26 protein-coding genes and 2 riboswitches are annotated in these 22,196 nt (G+C 42.0%); of the genes, 19 read left to right on the top strand and 7 right to left on the bottom strand.

Going from position 1 to position 22,196, the window contains the following annotated elements; translation table 11 throughout:
• Positions 1-99 precede the first annotated feature (99 nt).
• From L1999_RS11995 to L1999_RS12045, 11 genes are all read left to right on the top strand, one after another.
• Entirely contained in the window at positions 100-588 is a 489-nt protein-coding gene (locus tag L1999_RS11995) for a metallophosphoesterase family protein (protein WP_235743749.1), read from the top strand.
• Between the two features lie 11 nt (positions 589-599).
• Complete coding sequence (locus L1999_RS12000) at positions 600-839, top strand: glutaredoxin family protein (RefSeq protein ID WP_235743750.1); 240 nt, start codon at positions 600-602, stop codon at positions 837-839.
• 71 nt (positions 840-910) lie between these two features.
• A riboswitch (TPP riboswitch) is annotated at positions 911-1,020 on the top strand.
• 182 nt (positions 1,021-1,202) lie between these two features.
• Positions 1,203-2,009 carry a hydroxyethylthiazole kinase gene (gene thiM / locus L1999_RS12005; protein ID WP_235743751.1) on the top strand — a complete coding sequence of 269 codons (807 nt, stop codon included), beginning with the start codon at positions 1,203-1,205 and terminating at the stop codon, positions 2,007-2,009.
• 14 nt (positions 2,010-2,023) lie between these two features.
• Positions 2,024-2,833: a bifunctional hydroxymethylpyrimidine kinase/phosphomethylpyrimidine kinase gene (gene thiD, locus L1999_RS12010; RefSeq protein ID WP_235743752.1), complete on the top strand. Its 810-nt coding sequence runs from the start codon at positions 2,024-2,026 to the stop codon at positions 2,831-2,833.
• Positions 2,830-3,471 (top strand): thiamine phosphate synthase, encoded by a 642-nt coding sequence (gene thiE, locus L1999_RS12015; protein ID WP_235743753.1) that lies wholly within the window; start codon positions 2,830-2,832, stop codon positions 3,469-3,471. Before thiD ends, thiE begins: the two co-directional genes overlap by 4 nt.
• A 4-nt stretch (positions 3,472-3,475) precedes the next feature.
• Complete coding sequence (gene thiW, locus L1999_RS12020) at positions 3,476-3,991, top strand: energy coupling factor transporter S component ThiW (protein WP_235743754.1); 516 nt, start codon at positions 3,476-3,478, stop codon at positions 3,989-3,991.
• Between the two features lie 12 nt (positions 3,992-4,003).
• Positions 4,004-5,287, top strand: a complete 1,284-nt coding sequence (locus tag L1999_RS12025; protein WP_275677582.1) for an acetylornithine deacetylase — start codon at positions 4,004-4,006, stop codon at positions 5,285-5,287.
• Positions 5,288-5,291: 4 nt separating this feature from the next.
• Positions 5,292-5,963: a thiaminase II gene (gene tenA / locus L1999_RS12030; protein WP_235743755.1), complete on the top strand. Its 672-nt coding sequence runs from the start codon at positions 5,292-5,294 to the stop codon at positions 5,961-5,963.
• Between the two features lie 7 nt (positions 5,964-5,970).
• Entirely contained in the window at positions 5,971-6,708 is a 738-nt protein-coding gene (locus tag L1999_RS12035; protein WP_235743756.1) for an ABC transporter ATP-binding protein, read from the top strand.
• The gene (locus tag L1999_RS12040) at positions 6,698-7,468 is read left to right on the top strand and encodes an ABC transporter permease (protein WP_235743757.1); all 771 of its coding nucleotides are present in this window, start codon (positions 6,698-6,700) and stop codon (positions 7,466-7,468) included. Before L1999_RS12035 ends, L1999_RS12040 begins: the two co-directional genes overlap by 11 nt.
• Before the next feature lie 18 nt (positions 7,469-7,486).
• A complete protein-coding gene (locus L1999_RS12045; RefSeq protein WP_235743758.1) occupies positions 7,487-8,494 on the top strand; it encodes an ABC transporter substrate-binding protein in 1,008 nt (335 codons plus the stop codon).
• Between the two features lie 66 nt (positions 8,495-8,560).
• Here L1999_RS12045 and L1999_RS12050 read toward each other — a convergent pair whose 3' ends face one another.
• The gene (locus L1999_RS12050) at positions 8,561-9,292 is read right to left on the bottom strand and encodes a protein-glutamine gamma-glutamyltransferase (protein WP_235743759.1); all 732 of its coding nucleotides are present in this window, start codon (positions 9,290-9,292) and stop codon (positions 8,561-8,563) included.
• Between the two features lie 79 nt (positions 9,293-9,371).
• On the bottom strand, positions 9,372-10,823 hold the full coding sequence (locus L1999_RS12055) for an MFS transporter (protein ID WP_235743760.1): 1,452 nt from the start codon (positions 10,821-10,823) through the stop codon (positions 9,372-9,374).
• A gap of 133 nt (positions 10,824-10,956) precedes the next feature.
• Between L1999_RS12055 and L1999_RS12060 the strand changes: the two genes are divergently transcribed.
• The gene (locus L1999_RS12060) at positions 10,957-11,379 is read left to right on the top strand and encodes a MarR family winged helix-turn-helix transcriptional regulator (RefSeq protein WP_235743761.1); all 423 of its coding nucleotides are present in this window, start codon (positions 10,957-10,959) and stop codon (positions 11,377-11,379) included.
• A gap of 54 nt (positions 11,380-11,433) precedes the next feature.
• Here the strand turns inward: L1999_RS12060 and L1999_RS12065 are convergent, their stop codons facing one another.
• Positions 11,434-12,654, bottom strand: a complete 1,221-nt coding sequence (locus L1999_RS12065) for an MFS transporter (RefSeq protein WP_235743762.1) — start codon at positions 12,652-12,654, stop codon at positions 11,434-11,436.
• A gap of 344 nt (positions 12,655-12,998) precedes the next feature.
• On the opposite strand from L1999_RS12065, the gene L1999_RS12070 reads away from it, so the two are divergent.
• Entirely contained in the window at positions 12,999-13,199 is a 201-nt protein-coding gene (locus L1999_RS12070; protein ID WP_215045983.1) for a cold-shock protein, read from the top strand.
• Positions 13,200-13,299: 100 nt separating this feature from the next.
• Positions 13,300-14,148 carry a hypothetical protein gene (locus L1999_RS12075; RefSeq protein WP_235743763.1) on the top strand — a complete coding sequence of 283 codons (849 nt, stop codon included), beginning with the start codon at positions 13,300-13,302 and terminating at the stop codon, positions 14,146-14,148.
• Positions 14,149-14,412: 264 nt separating this feature from the next.
• Here the strand turns inward: L1999_RS12075 and L1999_RS12080 are convergent, their stop codons facing one another.
• A complete protein-coding gene (locus L1999_RS12080; RefSeq protein ID WP_235739379.1) occupies positions 14,413-15,774 on the bottom strand; it encodes an IS1182 family transposase in 1,362 nt (453 codons plus the stop codon).
• Positions 15,775-15,862: 88 nt separating this feature from the next.
• Between L1999_RS12080 and L1999_RS12085 the strand changes: the two genes are divergently transcribed.
• The gene (locus L1999_RS12085) at positions 15,863-17,200 is read left to right on the top strand and encodes an MATE family efflux transporter (RefSeq protein WP_275677692.1); all 1,338 of its coding nucleotides are present in this window, start codon (positions 15,863-15,865) and stop codon (positions 17,198-17,200) included.
• Positions 17,201-17,317: 117 nt separating this feature from the next.
• Here the strand turns inward: L1999_RS12085 and L1999_RS12090 are convergent, their stop codons facing one another.
• Positions 17,318-17,515: a hypothetical protein gene (locus tag L1999_RS12090; protein WP_215045979.1), complete on the bottom strand. Its 198-nt coding sequence runs from the start codon at positions 17,513-17,515 to the stop codon at positions 17,318-17,320.
• Between the two features lie 340 nt (positions 17,516-17,855).
• Between L1999_RS12090 and L1999_RS12095 the strand changes: the two genes are divergently transcribed.
• Together L1999_RS12095 and clpP are read left to right on the top strand one after the other, a co-directional pair.
• Complete coding sequence (locus L1999_RS12095) at positions 17,856-18,554, top strand: sigma-70 family RNA polymerase sigma factor (protein WP_235743765.1); 699 nt, start codon at positions 17,856-17,858, stop codon at positions 18,552-18,554.
• Positions 18,555-18,583: 29 nt separating this feature from the next.
• Positions 18,584-19,165, top strand: a complete 582-nt coding sequence (clpP, locus tag L1999_RS12100; RefSeq protein WP_235743766.1) for an ATP-dependent Clp endopeptidase proteolytic subunit ClpP — start codon at positions 18,584-18,586, stop codon at positions 19,163-19,165.
• Positions 19,166-19,216: 51 nt separating this feature from the next.
• Here the strand turns inward: clpP and L1999_RS12105 are convergent, their stop codons facing one another.
• Positions 19,217-20,323 (bottom strand): AbrB family transcriptional regulator, encoded by a 1,107-nt coding sequence (locus L1999_RS12105; protein ID WP_235743767.1) that lies wholly within the window; start codon positions 20,321-20,323, stop codon positions 19,217-19,219.
• Positions 20,324-20,553: 230 nt separating this feature from the next.
• On the bottom strand, positions 20,554-20,847 hold the full coding sequence (locus tag L1999_RS12110; protein ID WP_235743768.1) for a DUF2642 domain-containing protein: 294 nt from the start codon (positions 20,845-20,847) through the stop codon (positions 20,554-20,556).
• Positions 20,848-21,029: 182 nt separating this feature from the next.
• Positions 21,030-21,130: riboswitch (SAM riboswitch) on the top strand.
• Between the two features lie 98 nt (positions 21,131-21,228).
• Here L1999_RS12110 and L1999_RS12115 point away from each other — a divergent pair.
• Together L1999_RS12115 and L1999_RS12120 are read left to right on the top strand one after the other, a co-directional pair.
• The gene (locus tag L1999_RS12115) at positions 21,229-21,357 is read left to right on the top strand and encodes a YezD family protein (RefSeq protein WP_275677694.1); all 129 of its coding nucleotides are present in this window, start codon (positions 21,229-21,231) and stop codon (positions 21,355-21,357) included.
• Positions 21,358-21,432: 75 nt separating this feature from the next.
• Positions 21,433-22,149 (top strand): phosphoadenylyl-sulfate reductase, encoded by a 717-nt coding sequence (locus L1999_RS12120; protein WP_235743770.1) that lies wholly within the window; start codon positions 21,433-21,435, stop codon positions 22,147-22,149.
• Positions 22,150-22,196: the final 47 nt, after the last annotated feature.

The following is a 22,196-nucleotide window of genomic DNA, read 5'->3' on the forward strand; positions in this document are numbered from 1 at the left end:
TCCCGAGGAATAAAATGCATCAATCTCTAGAATTCAACATAATGGAACTGTTGTTATATAATAGATAGACTAAACTTTATGTTGAACGGGGGATATACGATGAAGATTGTCATTATTTCCGATACCCATCTGCCTAAACGTGCCAAAGGACTTCCCGCCAGATTAATGGCGGAATTAGCTGATACAGATTTAATTATTCATGCGGGCGATTGGCAAACAATCGAAGTGTTTCATGAGCTTCAAACCTATGCTAAAGTCGAAGGGGTCTTCGGCAATGTCGACGATGATACGATCAAGGAACATTTCCCCGCAAAAAGAATCTTAGAGTTGGGCGAGTTTAAGATAGGGATTGTCCATGGTCACGGCAAAGGAAAAACGACCGATAAGCGGGCCATCCAAGCATTTGCTGAGGATGAAGTCGATTGTATTATTTTTGGCCATTCTCATATCCCTGTGAAAAAAGCTGAAAATGGGATCCTTCTTTTTAACCCTGGCTCCCCCACAGATAAACGGCGTCAGAAGCTGTTTTCCTTTGGGATTTTTCAGATAGGTGATACGATGGAAGCAGAGCATATCTTTTTCAACTAAAGGAGAAACACATGAGTAAAACAGTGGTCGTTTATACAACCAACGATTGTATTGAATGTACGATGGTCAAACGGGTCCTAACGGAAGAAGGAATTCCTTTTGAGGCAAGGGATATTTCGAAAAATCCTGCTTTTCAAAAAGAAGTGGAAAAATACGGCTTTCTGGGCGTGCCAGTCACCGTGCTCAATGAACGAGCCGTCAAGGGATTTACCAATGAGCTAAAAGAAATCATCGAATTAGCGAAGAGTTAGTCTTTGTTGAGAAACAATTTCTTTACATAAAAGAATATTAGCGTTAATATGAGTGAGTAATTGAATAGTAGAAGATCTACTAGGGGTGCCCTGTGTATCAGGCTGAGAGAAAACAGTTAGTTTTTAACCCTTTGGACCTGATCTGGGTAATACCAGCGTAGGAAAGTAGTCGAGTGAGATAGTTTTTGTTTCGCATTCAAAACTAACCGGGTCCATTTTTTGGAGCTGGTTTTTTTATGTTTACGCTGTGTTAATCTTGGATGTTGATTTCCGCTCCAGGCGGCTTCGCTCCAATCAACATGTTAAAACTCAACAATTACCATTAACACAGCCTATGTTTAAAAAAGAAAAGGGGAGAGTAAGTTGGAAAAAAACTATGTGGTTGAAACTGTAAATAGAGTAAGAGAGGTTAGTCCGCTTGTACATAATATCACCAATGTGGTCGTAACAAATTTTACAGCGAACGGTCTGCTTGCCTTGGGTGCGTCGCCAGTTATGGCTTATGCCAAGGAAGAGGTTGCTGATATGGCGAAGATTGCCAGTTCACTCGTGTTGAATATTGGCACGTTAAATAGCGAGAACGTTACGAGCATGATTATTGCTGGCAAAGCGGCAAACGAGCACGGGGTTCCAGTTATTTTCGACCCAGTGGGAGCAGGGGCAACTCCGTACCGAACGGAAACTGCCCACAAAATAATGAAGGAAGTCAAGATTTCAGTAGTGCGCGGAAATGCTGCAGAGATTGCAAATGTAATAGGCGAAAAATGGGAAATTAAAGGTGTTGATGCTGGAGCAGGAAATGGAAACACATTCGAACTTGCGATCAAGGCTGCGCAAACAACGGGCAGTGTCGTGGTGATCACCGGAAAAGAGGATATCGTTTCAGACGGTGAAACTACGTACGTTGTTTCCGGAGGTCATCCCATTTTAACGAAAGTTACGGGCACGGGCTGTTTATTAACCTCAGTAATTGGTGCCTTTACGGGAGTGGAAAAGGATGTTCTCCGTGCAGCTGCGGCCGCTTTAGCCTATTACGGGATTGCTGCAGAAAAGGCGGCAAGAAAGACAGCGGAAGCGGGACCTGGAAGTTTCCAAATTGAATTCTTGAATCAATTAGCACTAGTTGCCGAAGAAGATATTATTTCAAATGTTTCAATCAGAAAATGTTAGCGGAGGTTTGTAAGATGAAAAGAGCATTAACAATCGCAGGTTCAGACAGCGGCGGCGGAGCAGGAATTCAAGCGGATTTAAAGACATTTCAAGAATTAGCTGTTTTTGGCATGTCGGCAATCACAGCTGTGACTGCGCAAAATACGCTGGGAGTTCATGGAGTTTATCCGATGACGCCAGAAGCGGTAGTCCAACAGATTCAAGCGATTGGCGAAGATATCGGCACGAATGCTGTGAAAACAGGGATGCTGTTTAGCTCGGATATTATCGAAGCTGTTTCTGAGCAAGTACGGAAATATAGGTGGGAGAACCTTGTGGTTGACCCTGTGATGATTGCCAAAGGCGGTGCGTCTTTACTGCAGCAGGAAGCTATTTTCGCGATGAAAACCTATTTATTACCGCTCGCAAAGGTGATTACACCGAATATTCCGGAGGCGGAGGTTTTAACGGGATTGACCATAAGAAGTGCCGAAGATAAAAAGGAAGCTGCCTTAAGATTGGTTGAGCTGGGTGTTCAAACGGTCGTCATCAAGGGCGGTCATGATGAAGATGAATCAGAGTCAACGGATTTACTTTATGATGGTCTAGAGTTTCATACCTTTACCAATAAACGAATTCCGACAAAAAATACACATGGAACCGGGTGTACGTTCTCTGCGGCGCTCACGGCTGAACTTGCGAAAGGTGCTTCTGTTTATGATGCAGTCTTAACAGCGAAGGAGTTTATCCAGGCGGCCATTGAGGACGGCATTGATATCGGTCATGGGCATGGCCCGACCAACCATGGGGCGTTTCGGAAAAGAAGGGAGCTGGAAAATCGATGAAAAACCTGAGAGATGCTTTAAAGGTTTATTTTATCATGGGCAGCCCTAACTGCCTCAAAGAGCCGGTCGAGGTTTTAACAGAAGCAATCGCTGGCGGCGTTACCATTTTTCAATTTCGTGAAAAAGGGAAGGGTGCTTTAACTGGGGCAGAAAAGTACGAACTGGCTAGACGGTTACAAAGGATCTGCAAAGAACATGAAATTCCTTTCATCGTTAATGATGACATTGAGCTGGCGATCGAGTTGGATGCGGACGGTGTCCATATCGGGCAAGAAGATGAGCCAGTAAGGGTGGTACGTTCGAAAATTGGCGACAGTAAAATCCTTGGCGTTTCTGTCCATACCCCGGAAGAAGCCGAGATAGCACTCAACGATGGTGCTGATTATTTTGGTATTGGACCCATCTACCCTACTAGCTCAAAGGATGACGCCAAGCCGGTCAGAGGAACAGAGTTAATCGAAATTTTCCGCCAACAAAACTATACGATTCCAATGGTCGGAATAGGCGGGATTACGAGTGAAAATGCAGCGGCAGTCGTAAAGGCCGGAGCAGATGGCGTTTCGGTTATTACGGCCATCAGTCATGCAGATTCACCACTTAAAGCAGCAAAGGCATTAAAAAATAGTGTGGAGGGCTGATCACATGAATAAAACGTATAAGCTGACACTAACGGCGATGATGGTCGCGATCGGTACGATTACTAGTAATCTCGTAGCTATACCAATCGGGTTTACAAAGGTATTCCCCATGCAGCATTTTTTAAACGTCTTATCTGCTGTCTTACTAGGGCCGTATTACGCCGTTGCCCAGGCCTTTTTGGTCTCATTAATCCGCAATTTAATGGGAACAGGTTCTATTTTTGCTTTTCCAGGCAGTATGGTGGGAGCATTGCTGGCGTCCCTTTTATTTTTAAAAACAAAAAAGTTGTACCTGGCCTTTGCCGGTGAAGTAATCGGAACAGGGATCCTTGGTGCGCTGTTATCGTATCCGATTGCCACGTTAATCCTTGGACAAAAAGCAACACTATTTGGATTTATTCCGTTATTTATCTTCAGCTCATTTGCAGGTGCACTGCTTGGATTTGTGGTCTTAGTCGTATTTTTAAGAAAGAAAGTATTAGTTATGAATGAAAATAAATCTCCAGCTATAAAAAACTAGGGTGTGTGGAAATTGAACGAGGAATTGATGGCAAAAATCACAGGTGAAATCGAGGCGAGAAAAGGGGAATTACTTGAACTGTTGACAGAGCTTGTTTCCTTTCCGACAGTCAGCCCTCCTGCCCGTAATACCGACAGTGTTCAAGAATTTATTAAAGGATATTTAGAAACGTTAGGATTTACGACGGATAAGTGGGATGTGTACCCCGGTGACCCAAATGTAGTCGGTATTTTGCCGGGGGCATCTCCAAACCAGTTTAATAGCTTAATTGTAAATGGTCATGTCGATGTGGCCGAGGTTGGCGACACAAAAGAATGGAGTTCATCCCCTTTTGAAGCTTACCTAAAGGATGGCTATATAGTTGGCCGGGGCGTAGCCGATATGAAAGGCGGAATTGCAGCATCACTCTTTGCCATAAAACTATTAAAGGAACTGGGTGTCTCATTACAAGGCGACCTCCAATTCCAATCGGTCATTGGCGAAGAAGTCGGTGAAGCAGGGACCCAAGCCTGTGTCGAGCGGGGATATAGTGCAGACTATGCCGTTGTAGTTGATACCAGTGACTTACATATTCAAGGGCAAGGCGGCGTCATTACCGGCTGGATCACCATTCAAAGCAAAGAAACCTATCATGATGGAATCCGCCGGAAAATGATTCATGCCGGCGGTGGTGTGAAAGGGGCTAGTGCGATTGAGAAAATGATGAAGGTTATCGCTGGTCTCCAAGATCTCGAACGCCACTGGGCTGTGACTAAAAGCTATGAAGGTTTTCCACCGGGTACGAATACGATAAATCCTGCGGTGATTGAAGGAGGACGGCATGCAGCATTTGTAGCCGATCGCTGTTCATTATGGGTTACGGTCCATTTTTATCCAAATGAGGACTATGAAGAAGTGATTAGAGAAATTGAACAGCATATTTTGGCGGTTGCAGCATCTGATCCGTGGCTTAGAGACAATCCTCCCGAATTTGTTTGGGGAGGAAAATCGATGATCGTCGACCGCGGTGAAATTTTTCCTTCATTAGAATTAGAAGAAGAGCATCCTGGTACAAAACTTTTAACCAGCTCTTTTGAAAAAATGGTACACCAACAGCCGATGCTCGGAATGTCCACAACTGTAACCGATGCCGGCTGGCTGGGGCGTGCCGGAATTCCGACCGCCATCTTTGGACCTGGAAAGTTAGAGGATGCGCATGCCGTGAATGAAAAGCTGGAAATCCAGCAGCTGCTGGATTTTTCGAAAGTATTAGCTGTTTTTATCGCTGAGTGGTGTAACAGCAAGAAGGAGGAGTAACAGCATGAAATTTTCTCAGCGTCTTTTTGAAAAGGTAAAGGGTATTTGGGAGAAAACCCACCAGCATCCCTTTGTTGTTGGAATGGGGAACGGCGACCTTCCGGTTGAATCTTTTATTCGTTATATGAAGCAAGACTATGTATTTTTAATCGATTATTCCAAGCTGTTTGCTTTTGGAGCAGTAAAAGCAAGAGACATCGAGACTATGGCAGCTTTCGCCAAGCTCCTTGATGAGACATTGCACGTGGAAATGGACTTGCATCGCCAATATGCTGAAAAGTTCGGGATTACCCATCAACAGCTAGAAGAGACGAAACCTGCCCCGATCAATTTAGCCTACACCCGATACATGTTAAACGTGGCGCAAAATGGTTCTCTAGAGGAATTAATCTCAGCATTATTGCCATGTATGTGGAGCTATTGGGAGATCGGCAAGATGTTAGCAAAAGAATATCATGGTGCTAGCAGCCACTATCAATATGGTGAGTGGGTAAAAATGTACTCTTCTGCTGAATTTGGCCGTCTTGCGGAGTGGCTGATCGATTTGTTAGACCAATTGACTCTAGGAAAACCGGAAAGGGAGTTAGCCATCTTAGAAGAACATTTCTTAACCACTTCCCGGTTTGAATATATGTTTTGGGATATGGTCTATCAGGGGGGCGAATGGCCTGTCTAGACCAACGATGTTAAAAATAAACGATCTATCCTACACCTTTGACGGTTCAAAACCGATTTTCAAACAGATTTCACTTGAGGTACAAGAAGGAGAATTTGTTTCCATAATCGGGGCAAGTGGTTCGGGGAAAAGTACCCTTTTTAAGCTGGTTACCGGGTTACTTGAACCAGATCAGGGAGAAATCCTGATTAACAGGAGTCACGGGTCCGGCAAGAGATTGGGAAGTGTTGGCTATATGCCGCAAAAGGACCTGCTTTTGCCGTGGAGAACGGTTTTAGACAACGTTCTACTTCCGCTCGAGGTAACAAAGGAAAAGAAGAAAAGCAAATTACTAGAAGTGCGCGAGTGGCTCGTTCGCTTTGGGCTGGCTGACTATGAAAATTCTTACCCCAATGAGCTGTCAGGAGGAATGCGGCAGCGGGCTGCTTTTTTAAGAACGCTTATGACAGGGAAAGACTTGCTTCTGTTAGACGAACCGTTTGGTGCTCTGGATTCGATGACGAAACGGAATATGCACAGCTGGTTACTGGGGCTGTGGGGCGAATTGCAAAAAACGGTCCTATTTATCACCCATGATCTAGAGGAAGCTTTATTGCTGAGCGACCGAATTTATATCCTCCAACGGGACGGGATTGAAGAATGGAAAGTGAACTTAGCGAGACCCAGAAGTTCCGAACTAATCTACCAAACTGATTTTATTAGGATGAGAAAAGAACTGGAGTGGCTGATTCAACATGAAAACTAGTGTAAAGAAATGGACGAGTGATTATGGATTATTTATCATCATTGTCATTCTTCTTGTCAGTATATGGGAAATGGTCGTCAAACGTGGGATTATTCCAGCCTTTATTTTGCCGGCTCCCTCTTCGGTCTGGAACTCATTAATCGACAACCGTGAGCTCCTGTTTGGAGAGCATCTGCCTGCAACCCTAAATGAAGTTCTCATAGGCTTTGCCATTTCGGTGAGCTGCGGCACCATACTTGGGGTCGGCATGCACTTTTTTCGTCCGTTAGAGAAGGTACTTTATCCGTTCTTGGTTATTTCACAAACGATTCCGTTGATTGCGATTTCGCCGATTTTTATTATGTGGTTTGGCTATTCGATCTGGAGCAAGATTGCTGTCACGATTTTAACGGCGTTCTTTCCAATTGTGGTTAGCACGTATGATGGCTTGAAATCAGGTGGGAACGAATACCGTGAATTATTGTTAACGATGGGGGCGAGCCGCTGGACGATTTTTAAAAAAATTCAGGTGCCAATGGCCTTGCCTGCGTTTTTATCAGGTTTAAAAATGTCGGTGGTTTATTGTGTGGTCGGGGCCACGATTGGCGAATGGCTCGGTGCCAGTGAGGGCCTCGGGTACTTCAGCCGGCGCATGTCGGGCAGCTTACAGGCAGACGCTGTGTTTGCGGCGATTTTCCTCTTATCATTACTAGGAATTGTCTTATTTTTATTGATAAGTTTACTAGAAAAGCAAGTTTTGAAAAATAAAGTCCGCATCTAAGAGAGGAAGAAAAAACAAATGAAGAAAAGTGCATTCATTCTGCTAAGTTTATTATTACTGATATTAAGTGCTTGTGGAAAAAACAACCAAACGTCACCCGCAGAGAAAACGTCAGACGGTAACAAAAAGCTTGAAAAAGTGACCTTAATGTTAGATTGGTATCCAAACGCGGTCCACTCCTTCCTTTATGCAGCGCAGGAAAAGGGCTATTTTAAAGAGCAGGGCTTGGATGTTAAGATTGAAATGCCAGCCGATACCAATGATCCGTTAAAGCTTGTGGCTGCCGGCCAGATCGACATGGCACTCAGTTATCAGCCGCAGGTATTGGTGGCGCGCGGGGAAGAAATTCCCGTTCAATCGTTTGGTGCCATTGTCCGTCATCCGCTCAATCAATTAATGGTGCCAGCTGATAGTTCCATCAAATCACCTAAGGATTTAGCTGGGAAAACAATTGGCTATCCATCGATTCCACTTGACGAGGCGATTGTACAATCCATGGTAAAGGCTGACGGGGGAGATGCTTCGAAGGTAAAAATGGTCGATGTGGGCTGGGACTTGATTCCGGCGATGGCAACGAAGAAAACCAATGCCTTGATTGGCGGCTATATCAACCATGAAAAGTTATTGCTGGATAAAGAAGGGCATCCAATGCGGACCTTGAATCCTGCTGACTATGGGGTTCCTGATTACTATGAATTAGTATTGGTCGGAAGTGAAAAGGAACTAAAAGCAAAACCGGAAGTATTTAAGAAGTTTATGACTGCGATTGGGAAGGGGCAAAAATATGTTCAGGACCACCCAGAAGCAGGCTTGTCCGTTTTATTAAAGCATGAAGATAAATCCTCACCATTAGAGAAGGACATTGAAACGAAGAGCTTACAAATTCTCTTGCCGCTTATGGACGCAAAAGACAAATCATTCGGCTACCAAGATCCGCAAACATGGAACCAAGTCGCCGACTGGTTAAAAGAAAACAAAGTAATCAAATCCAATGTAAAAGCAAAAGACGCATTTATCAACTTTTAACAGATCAAGGTGACAACACCGCCCGTGGACATTGTCCACGGGCGGTGCCTGTCACCAATTTCACTATTATCCGTATGATAATGATCGATAATACGGACGTGTGATCATATTCATGAGGTATGCTGAATACATTGGATTCGGTTTTCTTTTTTTGTTTAGAAAGTTGATTATAGCGCTGGCGTTCTGGAAGCCGACCCCGTGACCGTAATACTTGTCATCACCAAAATAGACCACATTTTCGGCACGCCAATGAGGCTGTCTCGGATCAAAATCGGGATTGTTAAAATGTAAAACATCTCCAGGGAGGAAATCATCCGAATATAGCTGAAAAATCGGAAGATCCTCATCGAATTGCCAATCCATTAAATATAGCCGAGCAAATAATAAATCAAACCGCTCCCGTCCAATCGAATATAGCGCAGCAAGATATAAAACGATCGCAATGGCAGTGGAGCATTCAGTCGCATAAAGCTTTCCGTTTTTGAGGATGTCTAAGATCGCTGTTGAAGGACTAACATTCGGCTTTAACAAAAACCCCCCATTCCCTAATCGATCCCAATACGTTTTATTACAAAAGGCGTACGTGAAAGTCGTAAACTTAATCCCGCTCTTGTTAAGTTCTTGTGCAGCTTTCAACGTGTTGGTACGAAAAAACAGTTCAAATTCTAATTGTTGGATCGATTGATAATCAAAGATCGAATGATAGTCCGCCATTAGTTTAATAATATTTTTTTCTTCTGGTTTGGTAATACCCTTAAGGTCTCCCAGCTCAACAACCTGATGATTGATTCTAATCATAGGAACCTCCCGATATCAAAAATCATCTCACCTTCTAAAATATGAATCTTTTTAAAATATATTTGTCAGTTGATAAAATTTACTGTTGTCTCACGGCCACTTTGGCTTTAAACAAACGCATTCCTGTTAACAATGCAGCAACGAAGCAGATGCTGGCTGAGCCTATAAGGACGATATGCATGCCGTCGATAAAAATATCAGGCCGGTTGGGGATCAACCCTGTTACCCGATACCCTGCCTTGGCACTCATCACGCTGAACAAAGTGGTGGTAGCAACCGCGATGCCGACGACCATGCCAATATTCCGGGTTAAGGAATTAATACTGCCGGCAATTCCAAGCTGTGACCGTGGAACGGAAGACATCACTAACGAATTGTTTGGAGACTGAAAAAGCCCATTTCCAAAACCTAATATTGCAACCAGGGAACCAACGAATAGAATTGAACTGCTGGCGTGTAAGGTAGAAAGACCAACTTGGGCAATCACCATAATGACCAGTCCGATAAACGTTAACAGTTCCGAACCGATTTTATCTGATAATGCTCCGCTTAATGGGGCCACAATTGACATGGTAATCGGAAACAGCATTAATAGTAACCCAGCGCTAAGCGGCGGCAAGTGCAGGATGTTTTGTGTATAGAAAGGCGAAATAATATTAAAGCAAAAGGTCGACACAAAAACGAGACAGCCACACAAAATGCTCAACGAAAAAGAGGCATTTTTGAATAAGGAAAATTGTAACATCGGCTGCTCGGTACGGGACTCAGTCCATAAAAAGAAGATAAAGGTAACTACAGCTAGAATAAGAGCCCCAAGTATCCGGATATCCTGATAGCCGAACTGCTGTCCCAGCAGAAGACCTGAAAACAGCGAGATAATAAAGACGGAAAATAAAATGCTGCCGAGCACATCCAACTTTGCTTTTACAAAGGTAAGGTCGGCGGGCAATATTCTCCATCCAAATGAAATAGCAATCAGCCCGATCGGGATATTTACCCAAAAGATATATTCCCACCCAAATGCTGAAACAAGTAAGCCTCCCAGGCTGGGTCCGGCAATACTTCCTAACGAAACAAAGGTGCCAATCAGGCCGAGTGCCTTGCCGCGTTCGGTCGGCGGGAATATTTCAGTTACAATCCCTTGGCTGTTTGCCATCGTCATAGAAGCCCCGACTGCCTGAATCATCCGAAATAGGAGCAGGAATGGCAATGTGGTGCTAAATCCGCACAAAAGCGAGCCGACTAAAAAAATGATCATCCCCGTTTTAAAGATTCTTATTTTTCCATATTGATCACCCAACTTTCCAAATAACAAGATAAACGTACAAATCGCAATTAAATAGATGGAAACCACCCATTGTATTTTTGCAATTGGCAAATTCATCGTTTTAGAAATGACAGGCAGGGCAATATTGACGATGCTGCTATCGAGTGTGGACATAAATACAAAAAGATTGAGGATCACTAAAATGATCCATCTCTTCCGTTGGATTCGTTCATCCTCTTGGTACGTTTTAACTTTGGGATTCACGGGAACTCACCTCATCATTTAATTTTAGTTGCTTGTGCAACTATCTGTGTATAGAGTGTAACCGGATATAGTTGCACTTGCAACTAAAATAAGATAATCTTGATAGTATTGACACATTTAATGAGGGATGAACATGGAAAGAAAACCGATCGGCAAGCTGATTTCGCAGTTAAATCGACAGCACCAAAAATTCCTGACAAAAGAACTTAAACCGTTCAACATTGGCGGCGGGGGACAACATAGTTTTTTAATCGAAATCTTAAGATGTCCCGGGGTCAATCAAGATAAATTAACGACAGAACTAAAATTTGATAAGGCGACCACAGCTAGGGCGGTTAAACAATTAGAAGAAGCCGGGTACATCGAACGTGTTTTAGATGTGGAAGACCGTCGTTCCTATCAATTGTATCCAACCCAAAAAGGACTGGAATTTTATCCAATCCTTATCCAACTATTAGATCGCTCCCACCAGCGATTAACCCATCACTTAACCACACAAGAAACGGACCAATTATTTACGTTGCTCCGCAAAATGAACCCCATGGATGACAAGTAGCACTGTCCATTCCGGAAGGACAGTGTCCACGTTTGGTGCCTGACACCATTATTACTATATAGATGACATGATTTTGGTTGTTTTTTTGGTTCGCATAAATTTTACATACATGAGGAAAAAGACAAACGCGCTGATAAACCGTAAAAGGGTACAAATTTCCATTGATATTCTCATGTTAGAGATTTCTAAGAACCAAATCCCGATTTGCGGAGCAATAAAAGCGACGAAGGATAAGAGGACATTATAGGTAGTAATACAGTACGTTCTCTTTTCCTCTGGCGATTGCTCCAATAATAGATTAAACAATAAAAGCGTGGTACCGGAAACAAAAAATCCGGAGGTCATCGAAACAAAGGTAATATAATATACATTCGTCGATATGATGTTTAAAACGGGAGCTGTCGCCATTCCCACTGCTACCCATACCAACACCAGCGTGTTAGATTTTTGCTCAGCCCATTTTTTCCATAAGGAGAACGAGAAAATCTGCACTAGCTGATTGGCAACCGAAAAAATGCTGATCCAAAGAATCGTTGCATGAACATAGCGGACATTATAGATATTGAATAAGCCCCATGCCATTTGCCAAGTAAAGTTAAAGCAAAGAGCTGTAATCAGGAACCACTTGTAACCTGGGTCCTTAAAAATCGACCAATCCATCGAGGATTTTTTTTGCGCCAGCTTCACTTGTGGTTTTTCTCGATGCTTCATTAAAAAAAGTACTTCTAGTATGCCAAAAACGAAAGCAATGATGAATAAAATTTGATAGGCCCACGCATGATGGGTCTGACTTTTCATCACAACCCCGATAATTAAAGTAGTAATCATTCCCACAACCGTTAAGAGACGGTTCCGGTCACTAAAAAAGGCCCCACGCCGTTTTTCTTTGATCATTCCGCTAATTAATGTCTGCCAGCCAATGTTCGAAATTGTACCAGGAACATTCATCAGCGCTACAATAATCAAAAATGCCCATGCTTGGTAGGAAGAATGGATAAAAATGACTCCTGCCAACAGTAAAAACATGATTCTCGCCCAAAGGACAGACATCGCAACCGTTTTCTTTTGCAATTCCAATCGATTCAGTAAAATAGCTGCTGGAACCGTCATAATTAGCGCGACCAAAGGTGGAAGGGAACTGATTAACCCCACCTGATAATTGGTTGCTCCTAAAATAGAAATTGCAAAGATAGGAAAATAGTTGCTTGCTAGATTCGCTGCGATGGTAGACACCATTCCATGATAAATACTAATCTTTTCGTTATAAGTCCGCATGTGCCATCACCATTTTCTTTTTAAATTCTTAGTAATTATACAATCAAATAACATAATCTAATAGAGAAAAATTAGATGTTTTTTAAAAATTTAGTAACGCTAATTTTTTTTTGAAAAGGCTTGCAGGATATGGTCAAAAGGACACATTTGGATGGCGGACTTTTCTACCAAAAAAACAAAAATTGCAAATGAGTTTGCTTTATTCCGTGCTATCTGCTATATTTAAGTAGAATTATTTTTGTGAGTCGGAAAGAACGTTAAAGTGATAACTGCTTTTTGTCTTGAAGATTTGAGCAAGGATAGTAACAAATTGTGTGCAAAGCACACAGCAGGAGGAACCACACATGGAACAAGGTAAAGTAAAATGGTTTAACGCAGAAAAAGGTTTTGGATTTATCGAGCGCGAAGCTGGAGACGACGTATTCGTTCACTTCTCTGCAATCCAAGGCGAAGGCTTCAAATCTTTAGACGAAGGTCAAGCAGTATCTTTTGACGTTGAACAAGGTCAACGTGGACCACAAGCTTCTAACGTTCGTAAATTATAATTTTAACCCATATATAAAAAGACTCTCATTGGAGAGTCTTTTTTTTATGCTGATTTACTCCTGTTGTGGTAAATTATTCTTTTCGGAAATAAATGCTATAATGAAAGAACATACATATGTAATGGAGGGATTTGTCGTTATGGCCATTCTGCGTACACAAATCGAACAGTCTGATTTAACTAAATATATTCCGCCCAAAGGGGACTATGAACCATTCCGCGATGACGATCATTTTAAAGAAAAACTCAAGGAATGGGGATTGCCGACAGCGAAAAAGGAATTTTGGTATAAAGAAGGTAATTATCAGCGTCTTGTGACGATCAAAGGGTATGAGACCTATGGCAATACTGGAGAATTTAACACCTTAGTGGTTGAATTCCAAGATGGCAATTTGACCTGTATCCACCCGGCATTTTTAAAAGAAATGCAGCAGTCCAGTTTTGGCAAAGAGAGTTTAATTAATCTTGAAGAAAAAGATCCTTCAAATGAGGCTGCAGCGCCAAAATCAGAAGAGGCAGCTCAGGTATCTGAAACGGTACCAACTCAAGACACTCCAAAAAAAGAAAAGGCCGCGAAACCTGCTAAGGAACCCAAGCCCAAAAAGGAGAAAGCACCGAAAATCGAACTGCCTGCTGATAAAGTCCATTTTACTGCTGCTGTGAAACAGTTTGCCCTTGTCTACAATCCTTTTAATGAAGAAAATGACGAAGTGGTCGTATTGGAAAATGTGCAAATTGTTCAGGAGACTCCCATTGATTTGGGACTGGCCTGGTGCAGCCATAGTAAAACCTTGAAAAAATTTGAATTGGCAGCAGGGGATTTACTGGAATTCGATGGAAAAGTGGCTGCCAAGAAATTGGGGAAAGGCAAGGATGCCCCAGAGGATTTTGTGGTCGATGCTAAAGTGTTGTATAAAATCAATAATCCATCCAAAATTGTTAAGAAATAGGACCTGTCATCAGGTCCTATTTTTTTATACGTTTAAACTTTATGAGGAAAATCAATCCATAGTAGGGTATAATGAAATTTCGGATTTTTATTTTTTTATAGGAGCATTCATACTATGAACCAAACGTTTACAATCAAAGAAAAGACAAAGCAAATCTTTGTCTTCAGATTGTAGACAAAAGGCATCCGGATGTGCCAATCTGGGTGTCTTTTTGTTGTTTTTTTGCTCGTAAGAGCAAAAGTTAGGCCTATCCTATGCTTATTGCTACGCCATTTCTGGACTTATCCAAGTCCAATTGGCCATCTTTTTTAAATTCATGGCAGCAAAAGTAAGCATCGCTTGCATGGACAATTTTTTTAGGCCTCTTAAGGTTGTCCAACGCATACCATGCTTTTCCTTGGCATCTGCAAAAACACGTTCAATGGTTTCTTTGCGTTTTGCGTAAATGCTTTTATTCTCTTGTGTCGAACGAAGATATTCGGCTTCTTCTATATGGTGTTCCCAGACATGACGCTGAATGAGTTTTTTATGTTCCTTACTCTGCGTGCATTTTGAAAGTAAGGGACATTTTTCACATTCAATCGGATTAGAGAAGTATTGACGGTAGCCTTCCTTCGTCGTAGTTGCATACTTCAATACTTGTCCTTGCGGACAGATATAACAATCGTAGTATTCATCATAAACATATTCATATTTTTTCATGTACCCCTCTTTCGTACGAGGGCGAGTATAAGGTAAAGCAGGTGTCATATCATTTTCAAATATGTATTGGGCAATAGCAGGTGTTTTATATCCAGCATCAGCAGCAACAGCAGAAGGTTTTCCTTGTTTCTCGATTACCTTTTCCAATAGTGATTCGAAAATGACACTATCATGGACATTCCCAGGAGTTACAATTGCCCCTAATACAAAACCATTTCGATCAGCGGCCGCATGGAATGAGTATGCGAACTGTTTCGTACGCTCGTCTTTTACGTAATAACCACTCTCAGGGTCAGTAGTACTTTTTTTTATTTCCTTAAATTCCTCTTTCTCAAACTTATCTGGTGGAAATGGCTTTTTATCATGTTCTTCACGGTCTTTATTAATCTCTTCTTGTAGTCTTGCTTCGTATGCTTTCGTTTCTTTTCTAACTAATTTCTTCTCGAATTTATGTTTATTTGCACTTGCTTTTACATGGGTTGAATCTATAAATACATGCTCGCTACTAATCAATTTCTTATCAGAGGCTTCCTTCAAAATACGATAGAAGATCTGTTCAAATAAATCTGTATCTTTAAAACGTCGTTCGTAATTTTTACCGAAGGTAGAGAAGTGAGGCACTTTATCATAAAATCCAAAGCCTAAGAACCAACGATAAGCCAAATTTGTTTCGATTTCTTCAATAGTTCTTCGCATAGATCGAATACCGAAGGTGTATTGGATGAATGCCATCTTAATTAATATCACAGGATCAATGCTTGGGCGTCCTCTTTCAGTAGAATACATTTCTTGAACCAGGGGATAGATAAATGAAAAATCAATAGAAGCTTCTAACTTGCGTACTAAATGGTTGGCCGGCACAAGTTGTTCTAAAGCTATCATTTCTAATTGGTCACGATTTATCTGTGTATTCTTACTTAACATCTTATCCACCTCAAAAAAATTATCTATATCCCAATTATACAAAAAAGACTGCCTACAAACCCTTAATTTTTTCGGATTTGTCGACAGTCTGAAGACAAAGCAAATCTTTGTCTTATTAGTACCCATCTTAATTACCCAGCTTGGCATGTTTTCCATGGTCTTTTTCAATACAATCATGTCAGGAAGATATAGTAGTTCTGATTTAGCAGGAGTGGCCATTGGAACTTCAATCTGGAGTCCAGTCTTTAATGGCATTAGCGGGATCTTTCTAGCGGTTTCGCCGATTGCCGCCCAGCGATTTGGACAAAAAAAGCAGGACGAAGTAGCTGCGGTCGTCAAACATGGAATATTTCTTTCCGTTATCATTGCGATTATCATTATCGTTCTTGGATATTTTTTTCTAAACCCAATCCTTGATCTAATGAAGCTTTCACCTAGAGTTCAAGAAACCGCTTTCGATTATTTGGTTGGATTAAGTTATGGATTGCTGCCACTATTTATTTTTAATGTGCTAAGGTCTTTTATTTATGCCTTGGGTAAAACGCGTGTCATTATGGTGATTATGCTGTTATCATTACCGATCAATCTGGTATTGAACTATGTCCTGATTTTTGGGAAGTTAGGGTTTCCAGAGCTTGGCGGAGTAGGCGCAGGCTATGCCACGGCCATCACTGATTGGATCTTTTTAGGGATGACGATATTCATCGTAAAAAAACAGGACCCGTTTTCTTCCTTTCAAATCTTTTCAAAGATAAAAGAGTTTTCCTGGGAACAGTGTAAGGAAATTCTACAGATCGGTGTGCCAATGGGGCTGTCTGTTTTCTTCGAGACCACTGTGTTTGCGATTGTGACGATCCTGTTAAGCAAGTTTAATGTAACAACCATCGCCGCATACCAGTCGGCTTTAAATGTGGTCTCGTTTATTTACATGATTCCGATTAGTATTTCAACAGCGTTAACCGTCCTTGTTGGTTATGAAGTCGGGGCTAAAAGATATAAGGATGCCAAACAGTACAGTTGGTTAGGCGTTGGAATCGCGGTGTTAATTGCGATAGGGACGGGATTGGTCGTCGTGGCTTTTCGTTATCAGGTGGCCGGACTATATTCGACAGAAGCAGCCGTTATTAACTTAACTGCGAACTTTTTAATTTTTGCCTTGTTTTTCCAAATTTGCGATGCGATCCAGGCAACGGCACAAGCGGCATTAAGAGGCTATAAAGACGTAAATATCGCTTTCATCATGACACTGGTTGCGTACTGGCTCATCTGCCTGCCAGCGGGCTATTTACTAGCCAATTTCACCAGCCTAGGGGCAAGAGGATACTGGATTGGACTCACCATCGGCCTGCTCGCCGCAGGAATCGCCCTATCCATCAGACTCATCCATATCCAAAAAAATAGATACAGCGCCGCAGCAACACAATAGAGGTGTCAGGCACCATTAACAATCTTTCTACGATTCTATTATGGGGAAGGTTATAAATGGTGCCTGACACCAGTACAAAAAGAAGACGCCATTCCTGTTAGGGAATGGCGTCTGTTGTTAATATAGTTTTTTTAGGCCGAACCATTTGGAGAATAAACTTTGTTTTTTATCCTTTATGATCAGTTCATCCATAACTAATTTTTCACGATTGTTGTGGATCCATTTCTGTAATTCTTGTTTGTCTTTACAAAGAGTATAATATGTTTCCCCACCTTTTCCAAGTGCGTTGACAACATATCGACTTGTGTTCTCCATAATGCCCACCTTTAACATGTATTGTTTAAATTGGATTATATCAGGCTGACCAAAATAATCCATGGTTATTTATCATCAAAATAAATCCCATTTTTTCCAATCGAAGCTACAACCATTGTAGGATGTCTTTCAATGTAATTCAAGCCTTATTAACTTAATAGTTTAGAATTTACATATTCTTTACTAAACGTATAATAATGTTATGTAAACTAAAAATAAACACCATCGGTTAATGTGATCCTTCGCAAACTAACATATAATAAAATAAATTAATTAACCCGTATCTTTTGTTCCTTCCCAAAACGTTTATATAGCAGAGAGTGCAAAAGGAGTGAAACACATGTCATTAAAGCTTAACTCATCCAGGACCCTGGGTTCAATGGAGGAAGAGAACCACTGGGCTGAAGTTTATCCTAAATTACAACGCTATTGCCGGTTTTTGGCCCAGAACAAATGGGATGGAGAGGACATTGCACAGGAGACCTATCTGAAGGCGCTGAAATATCATCAGCACCAGATTCGTACGGGTTTGCTAAACAAAATTGCCTATCATCATTGGATCGATCAGCTTCGAAAAAGAAAACAGGAAAGGCCTGAGGCTGAACTAGACATCTCCAGCTACGAATTAACGAAACAAATCGATGAGATAACGAATGCAGTTGAAATGCTAATTAACAAATTTACGCCCAAACAGGCTGTTATCTTTATACTAAAAGAGGCATTTCAATATCAATTAAAGGAAATTGCCGAGATTCTAGACACAACGGAAACGGCGGTAAAGGCCAGTCTTCATCGCGGAAAAAAACGGCTGGCAAAAACAAACGAGGAAGATGAAGCTTCTTCAGTCGACTCATTTTGGGATGAAAAAGAAAAAGAGGAGCTCACTGAAATTTTTTATGAGGCCTTGAAAGAACAGGATCCAACTTTATTAATAGAGGCCATTCCATCGATCATGGCCATAAGTACCGTCACAAGTTTCTACCCAATGTCATCTTCTATAAATCAATCTCCTTCAAGCACTCTCTGTATGGCTGCCTAGCCTAATAAACGCTTCAAGGAGGATAAACAATGAGTACGATTCCATATGTAATTGAACAATCCAATCGCGGTGAGCGTTCTTACGATATTTATTCCCGACTATTAAAGGACAGAATCATTATCGTAGGGGAGGAAATCACGGATCATACCGCCAACAGCGTGGTGGCACAGTTATTATTTTTAGCGGCGGATGACCCGGAAAAAGAAATTTCGCTCTATATTAACAGCCCGGGCGGCTCGACCACTGCAGGATTTGCGATCTATGATACCATGCAAATCATTAAGCCTGATGTTCGGACGATCTGCACCGGTATGGCTGCCTCGTTTGGCGCCATGTTACTATTAGCTGGAACAAAAGGGAAGCGGTGCGCACTTCCGAATAGTGAAATTATGATTCATCAGCCATTGGGCGGAGCAAGAGGGCAGGCAACTGAAATCGAAATTTCAGCCCGGCGCATCTTAAAACTAAGAGAACATATTAATCAAATCATAGCAGACCGAACAGGCCAGCCCGTTGATAAAGTCGCCAAAGATACAGACCGGGATTATTTTATGAGCGCAGAGGAAGCAAAAGCGTACGGGATTATCGATGAAATCCTTTCCCCAAAATAAAAGCAAAAGCAATGCGGTGCAATTCAATCGCATTGCTTTTTTATGAGAGACTTATGCGGGTCTCTTTATTTTTTTAGACCCAACTTTAAAAAACAGCCGCAGCATCGGTGGGACGACAAAATAGATGAAAAAGAGCCGGAATAGTTGATAGCCCGTAACCATCGATAAATCAGCATTGACTTCATGAGCGAGGATGGCCATCTGATCCATCCCACCCGGTGCCAGACTCAATAAACTTGTTGATGGTGTAATATGGTAAAAATAAATAAGCAGGAGCCCTAAGCCGACAGACCCGACAATCATCAACAAACCGCTTAAAAACGCCAGGCTAATGACCTTCGCTTTATGCTCCAGTTTTTCAGGTTTCAATAATAAACCAATATAGGAGCCAATCATAAACTGTGAAATATCCAATACATTTGGCGGCAAAGCAGGGCCATGCAGACCCGAAATACCGGCAATCGCAGTGCCCAGGATCGGGCCCAATAAATTAGGAGTAGAAAATTTAAGTTTCCGCGCCAGGAAAGCACACACTACACAGATCATCGCTAAGATAATAAAATTAGGAAATACCGGTCCTGATACTTGAGTGGCACGATTTACTACATCCACGGCCGCACCGCTTTCTGGATGATGAAACAATGGACCCAGGATTAAAAAGGGAACGACGAAGATTATCATCATCAAACGAGCCACTTGCAGGAAGGTCACCGTCGTAATATCGATTCCTTTCATTTCCTCCGCAAAAATAATCATTTGCGAAAGTCCGCCTGGGATACTTCCGGTCAAGACCGTTGGATAGTCAACCCCGGTTAATTTAGAAACGATCCAGGCAATCCCTGCACAAAAGAGGACAAGCAAAGTCGTCATCAGCAGCATCGAAGGAAGTTTGGCGATAATTTGTAGGAGCGCGTCTTTTGTAAAGGATAAGCCAATCGAATACCCGACAACAATTAAGCCTGTATCACGAATCGCAACCGGCCAGTAAAACGCAATTTTTCCAAACCGGGCGCCGATTAAGACAGCTGCCATTGGCCCAAGCAGCCAAGGAATCGGGGTATGAAGGAAAGAGAACACCACTCCCCCAATGAAAGCTGATACCAGAGTAACAGTAAAACGAAGTATTTTATTGTCTAAATTCTTTAGTGAATGATTCAAACAAAACCCTTCTGTCTATTAGTTTTTAACCGAGTCCTTCTTATGAGGGGTTAGATCCCCATTCATTTCATTATTTTAGCACGATGATGTGTAAAAGGGTAATAAGAGACATTATGGAGGTAAGGGCCCATCCTTATGTATATAGCTTTCAGCAATTCCATCTCAGTAACGGGATGATTTTGTTGCAAAAAAAGAGAAAGCATTGGATTGCTTTCTCTTGGTGAGTAGTCTTAATGACTACTGCTACTACTGCTGCTTTCACGATGTTCTGATGACTCCTCGACTTCCCCAGGTCCAAATCCAAAAGGTCCTCTAGGTATAAAATTTTCCACTCGGAAAATCGCCACGATCGTTTCGATTCTAATCGCCAAAACTCGGTTGCGGCCCCTGCCTCTCGATTCCAATACAATCACATCTCTGCCAACCTCAAGAAGCCTGCCAGTAAAATTCCCTTGCAGAGTTACGACTTCGACTTCCTTTTTTAACAATTCATGGGCAATTTGATGAAAATTCAATTCCGTCACATTCCTCATCCTCCTTCACATTACAGTAAATGCAAACAATCAGAAAAGGGCATTGGTTTAACAAAATTTTTTTGCCAAAAGTTCATCCTAAAAAGATGACAATGAAGAATTTTTTAAATTTTATATTTTCTTATTTACATAAATCCTATTGGTATGGTAGGATTAATCACATCAATCAATTATTCTTATCTAGAGAGGCTTAGGGACTGGCCCGATGAAGCCCGGCAACCTGCCAAGCAAGGTGCCAATTCCAGCAAAATGTTATCATTTTGGTAGATAAGGTGTTTACTGGACTTTCGTGAGCGCCTTTCCTAAAGTGGGGAAGGTGTTTTTTGTAAAAAGGAGGCGAATAAGCTGAACGCTATTGAAAGACAAGAACTTATCACGCATTTAGAGAATATGCTGGTTTCTTTACAATTTGGCTCGATTACTCTAGTTGTTCAGGATGGCAAGATTGTACAAATAGAGAAAAATGAAAAGGTTCGTCTTAATCAAAATAAAAACTGCTGACCAGGCATCTGGAGGCTGTCTCAACGTCAGCCGCCCAGGAAGACGTTTTTTTATGAAAAAAAGGAGGCATGTAGCATGACAGCTGCAATAACCTATCAAAATTGGCAACAAATTTCCGACACCTTTCCTTTTGAGGATGAAACAAAAGGGGCACTTTCCGTATTAAAGTGGGCATACAACACGTACGCCGATCAAGACATCGTCTATGCATCCAGCTTCGGAGCGGAAGCGATTGTGTTAATTGACCTGATTCAGCAAGTAAAACCAGATGCCCATATCGTGTTCTTAGACACCGGGCTGCATTTTCCTGAAACTTACGACGTCATCGACAAAATCGAAGCTCGTTTCCCAACATTAAGAATTGAGCGGAAACAACCGAAAGTAAGTCTAGATGAACAAGCCGCAGAATATGGCTCAGCACTGTGGCTAAGAGATGCCAACCAGTGCTGTAATATTCGCAAGGTGATTCCTTTGAGGGAGACATTAACCGCTAAACAAGCGTGGATCTCCGGACTTCGCCGTGAACAGTCACCAACCAGAGCCAACACAGAATTCCTTAATAAGGATGATAAATTCGAGAATATCAAAATTTGCCCATTGATTCATTGGACTTGGGATGAGGTTTGGGAGTACATCAGAAGTAAGGATCTTCCATACAACACCTTGCATGATCAAAACTATCCAAGCATCGGCTGTTTCCCTTGTACAAAGCCGGTTGGGGATGGCGGCGATTCACGTGCAGGACGCTGGTCGGGCAGCGGTAAGACAGAATGCGGCTTACATACCCGATAAGCTAAAGCCTCCACCACAGTGGAAATCCCCACCGTGGTTGTTGGGCC

This window comes from Neobacillus drentensis (assembly GCF_021560175.1).
Taxonomy (GTDB): Bacteria; Bacillota; Bacilli; order Bacillales; family Cytobacillaceae; genus Neobacillus; species Neobacillus drentensis_A.

Excerpts from the sequence above, each read along its gene's own strand:
- L1999_RS12045 (WP_235743758.1), top strand. The coding sequence starts at position 7,487 with ATGAAGAAAAGTGCATTCATTCTGCTAAGTTTATTATTACTGATATTA.
- thiW (WP_235743754.1), top strand. The coding sequence starts at position 3,476 with ATGAATAAAACGTATAAGCTGACACTAACGGCGATGATGGTCGCGATC.
- L1999_RS12090 (WP_215045979.1), bottom strand. The coding sequence starts at position 17,515 with ATGGAGAACACAAGTCGATATGTTGTCAACGCACTTGGAAAAGGTGGG.
- L1999_RS12075 (WP_235743763.1), top strand. The coding sequence starts at position 13,300 with ATGAAAGAACATACATATGTAATGGAGGGATTTGTCGTTATGGCCATT.
- L1999_RS11995 (WP_235743749.1), top strand. The coding sequence starts at position 100 with ATGAAGATTGTCATTATTTCCGATACCCATCTGCCTAAACGTGCCAAA.
- L1999_RS12035 (WP_235743756.1), top strand. The coding sequence starts at position 5,971 with ATGTTAAAAATAAACGATCTATCCTACACCTTTGACGGTTCAAAACCG.
- L1999_RS12000 (WP_235743750.1), top strand. The coding sequence starts at position 600 with ATGAGTAAAACAGTGGTCGTTTATACAACCAACGATTGTATTGAATGT.
- thiD (WP_235743752.1), top strand. The coding sequence starts at position 2,024 with ATGAAAAGAGCATTAACAATCGCAGGTTCAGACAGCGGCGGCGGAGCA.
- L1999_RS12060 (WP_235743761.1), top strand. The coding sequence starts at position 10,957 with ATGGAAAGAAAACCGATCGGCAAGCTGATTTCGCAGTTAAATCGACAG.
- L1999_RS12080 (WP_235739379.1), bottom strand. The coding sequence starts at position 15,774 with ATGTTAAGTAAGAATACACAGATAAATCGTGACCAATTAGAAATGATA.
- L1999_RS12065 (WP_235743762.1), bottom strand. The coding sequence starts at position 12,654 with ATGCGGACTTATAACGAAAAGATTAGTATTTATCATGGAATGGTGTCT.
- L1999_RS12050 (WP_235743759.1), bottom strand. The coding sequence starts at position 9,292 with ATGATTAGAATCAATCATCAGGTTGTTGAGCTGGGAGACCTTAAGGGT.
- L1999_RS12040 (WP_235743757.1), top strand. The coding sequence starts at position 6,698 with ATGAAAACTAGTGTAAAGAAATGGACGAGTGATTATGGATTATTTATC.
- clpP (WP_235743766.1), top strand. The coding sequence starts at position 18,584 with ATGAGTACGATTCCATATGTAATTGAACAATCCAATCGCGGTGAGCGT.
- L1999_RS12120 (WP_235743770.1), top strand. The coding sequence starts at position 21,433 with ATGACAGCTGCAATAACCTATCAAAATTGGCAACAAATTTCCGACACC.
- tenA (WP_235743755.1), top strand. The coding sequence starts at position 5,292 with ATGAAATTTTCTCAGCGTCTTTTTGAAAAGGTAAAGGGTATTTGGGAG.
- L1999_RS12095 (WP_235743765.1), top strand. The coding sequence starts at position 17,856 with ATGTCATTAAAGCTTAACTCATCCAGGACCCTGGGTTCAATGGAGGAA.
- thiE (WP_235743753.1), top strand. The coding sequence starts at position 2,830 with ATGAAAAACCTGAGAGATGCTTTAAAGGTTTATTTTATCATGGGCAGC.
- L1999_RS12070 (WP_215045983.1), top strand. The coding sequence starts at position 12,999 with ATGGAACAAGGTAAAGTAAAATGGTTTAACGCAGAAAAAGGTTTTGGA.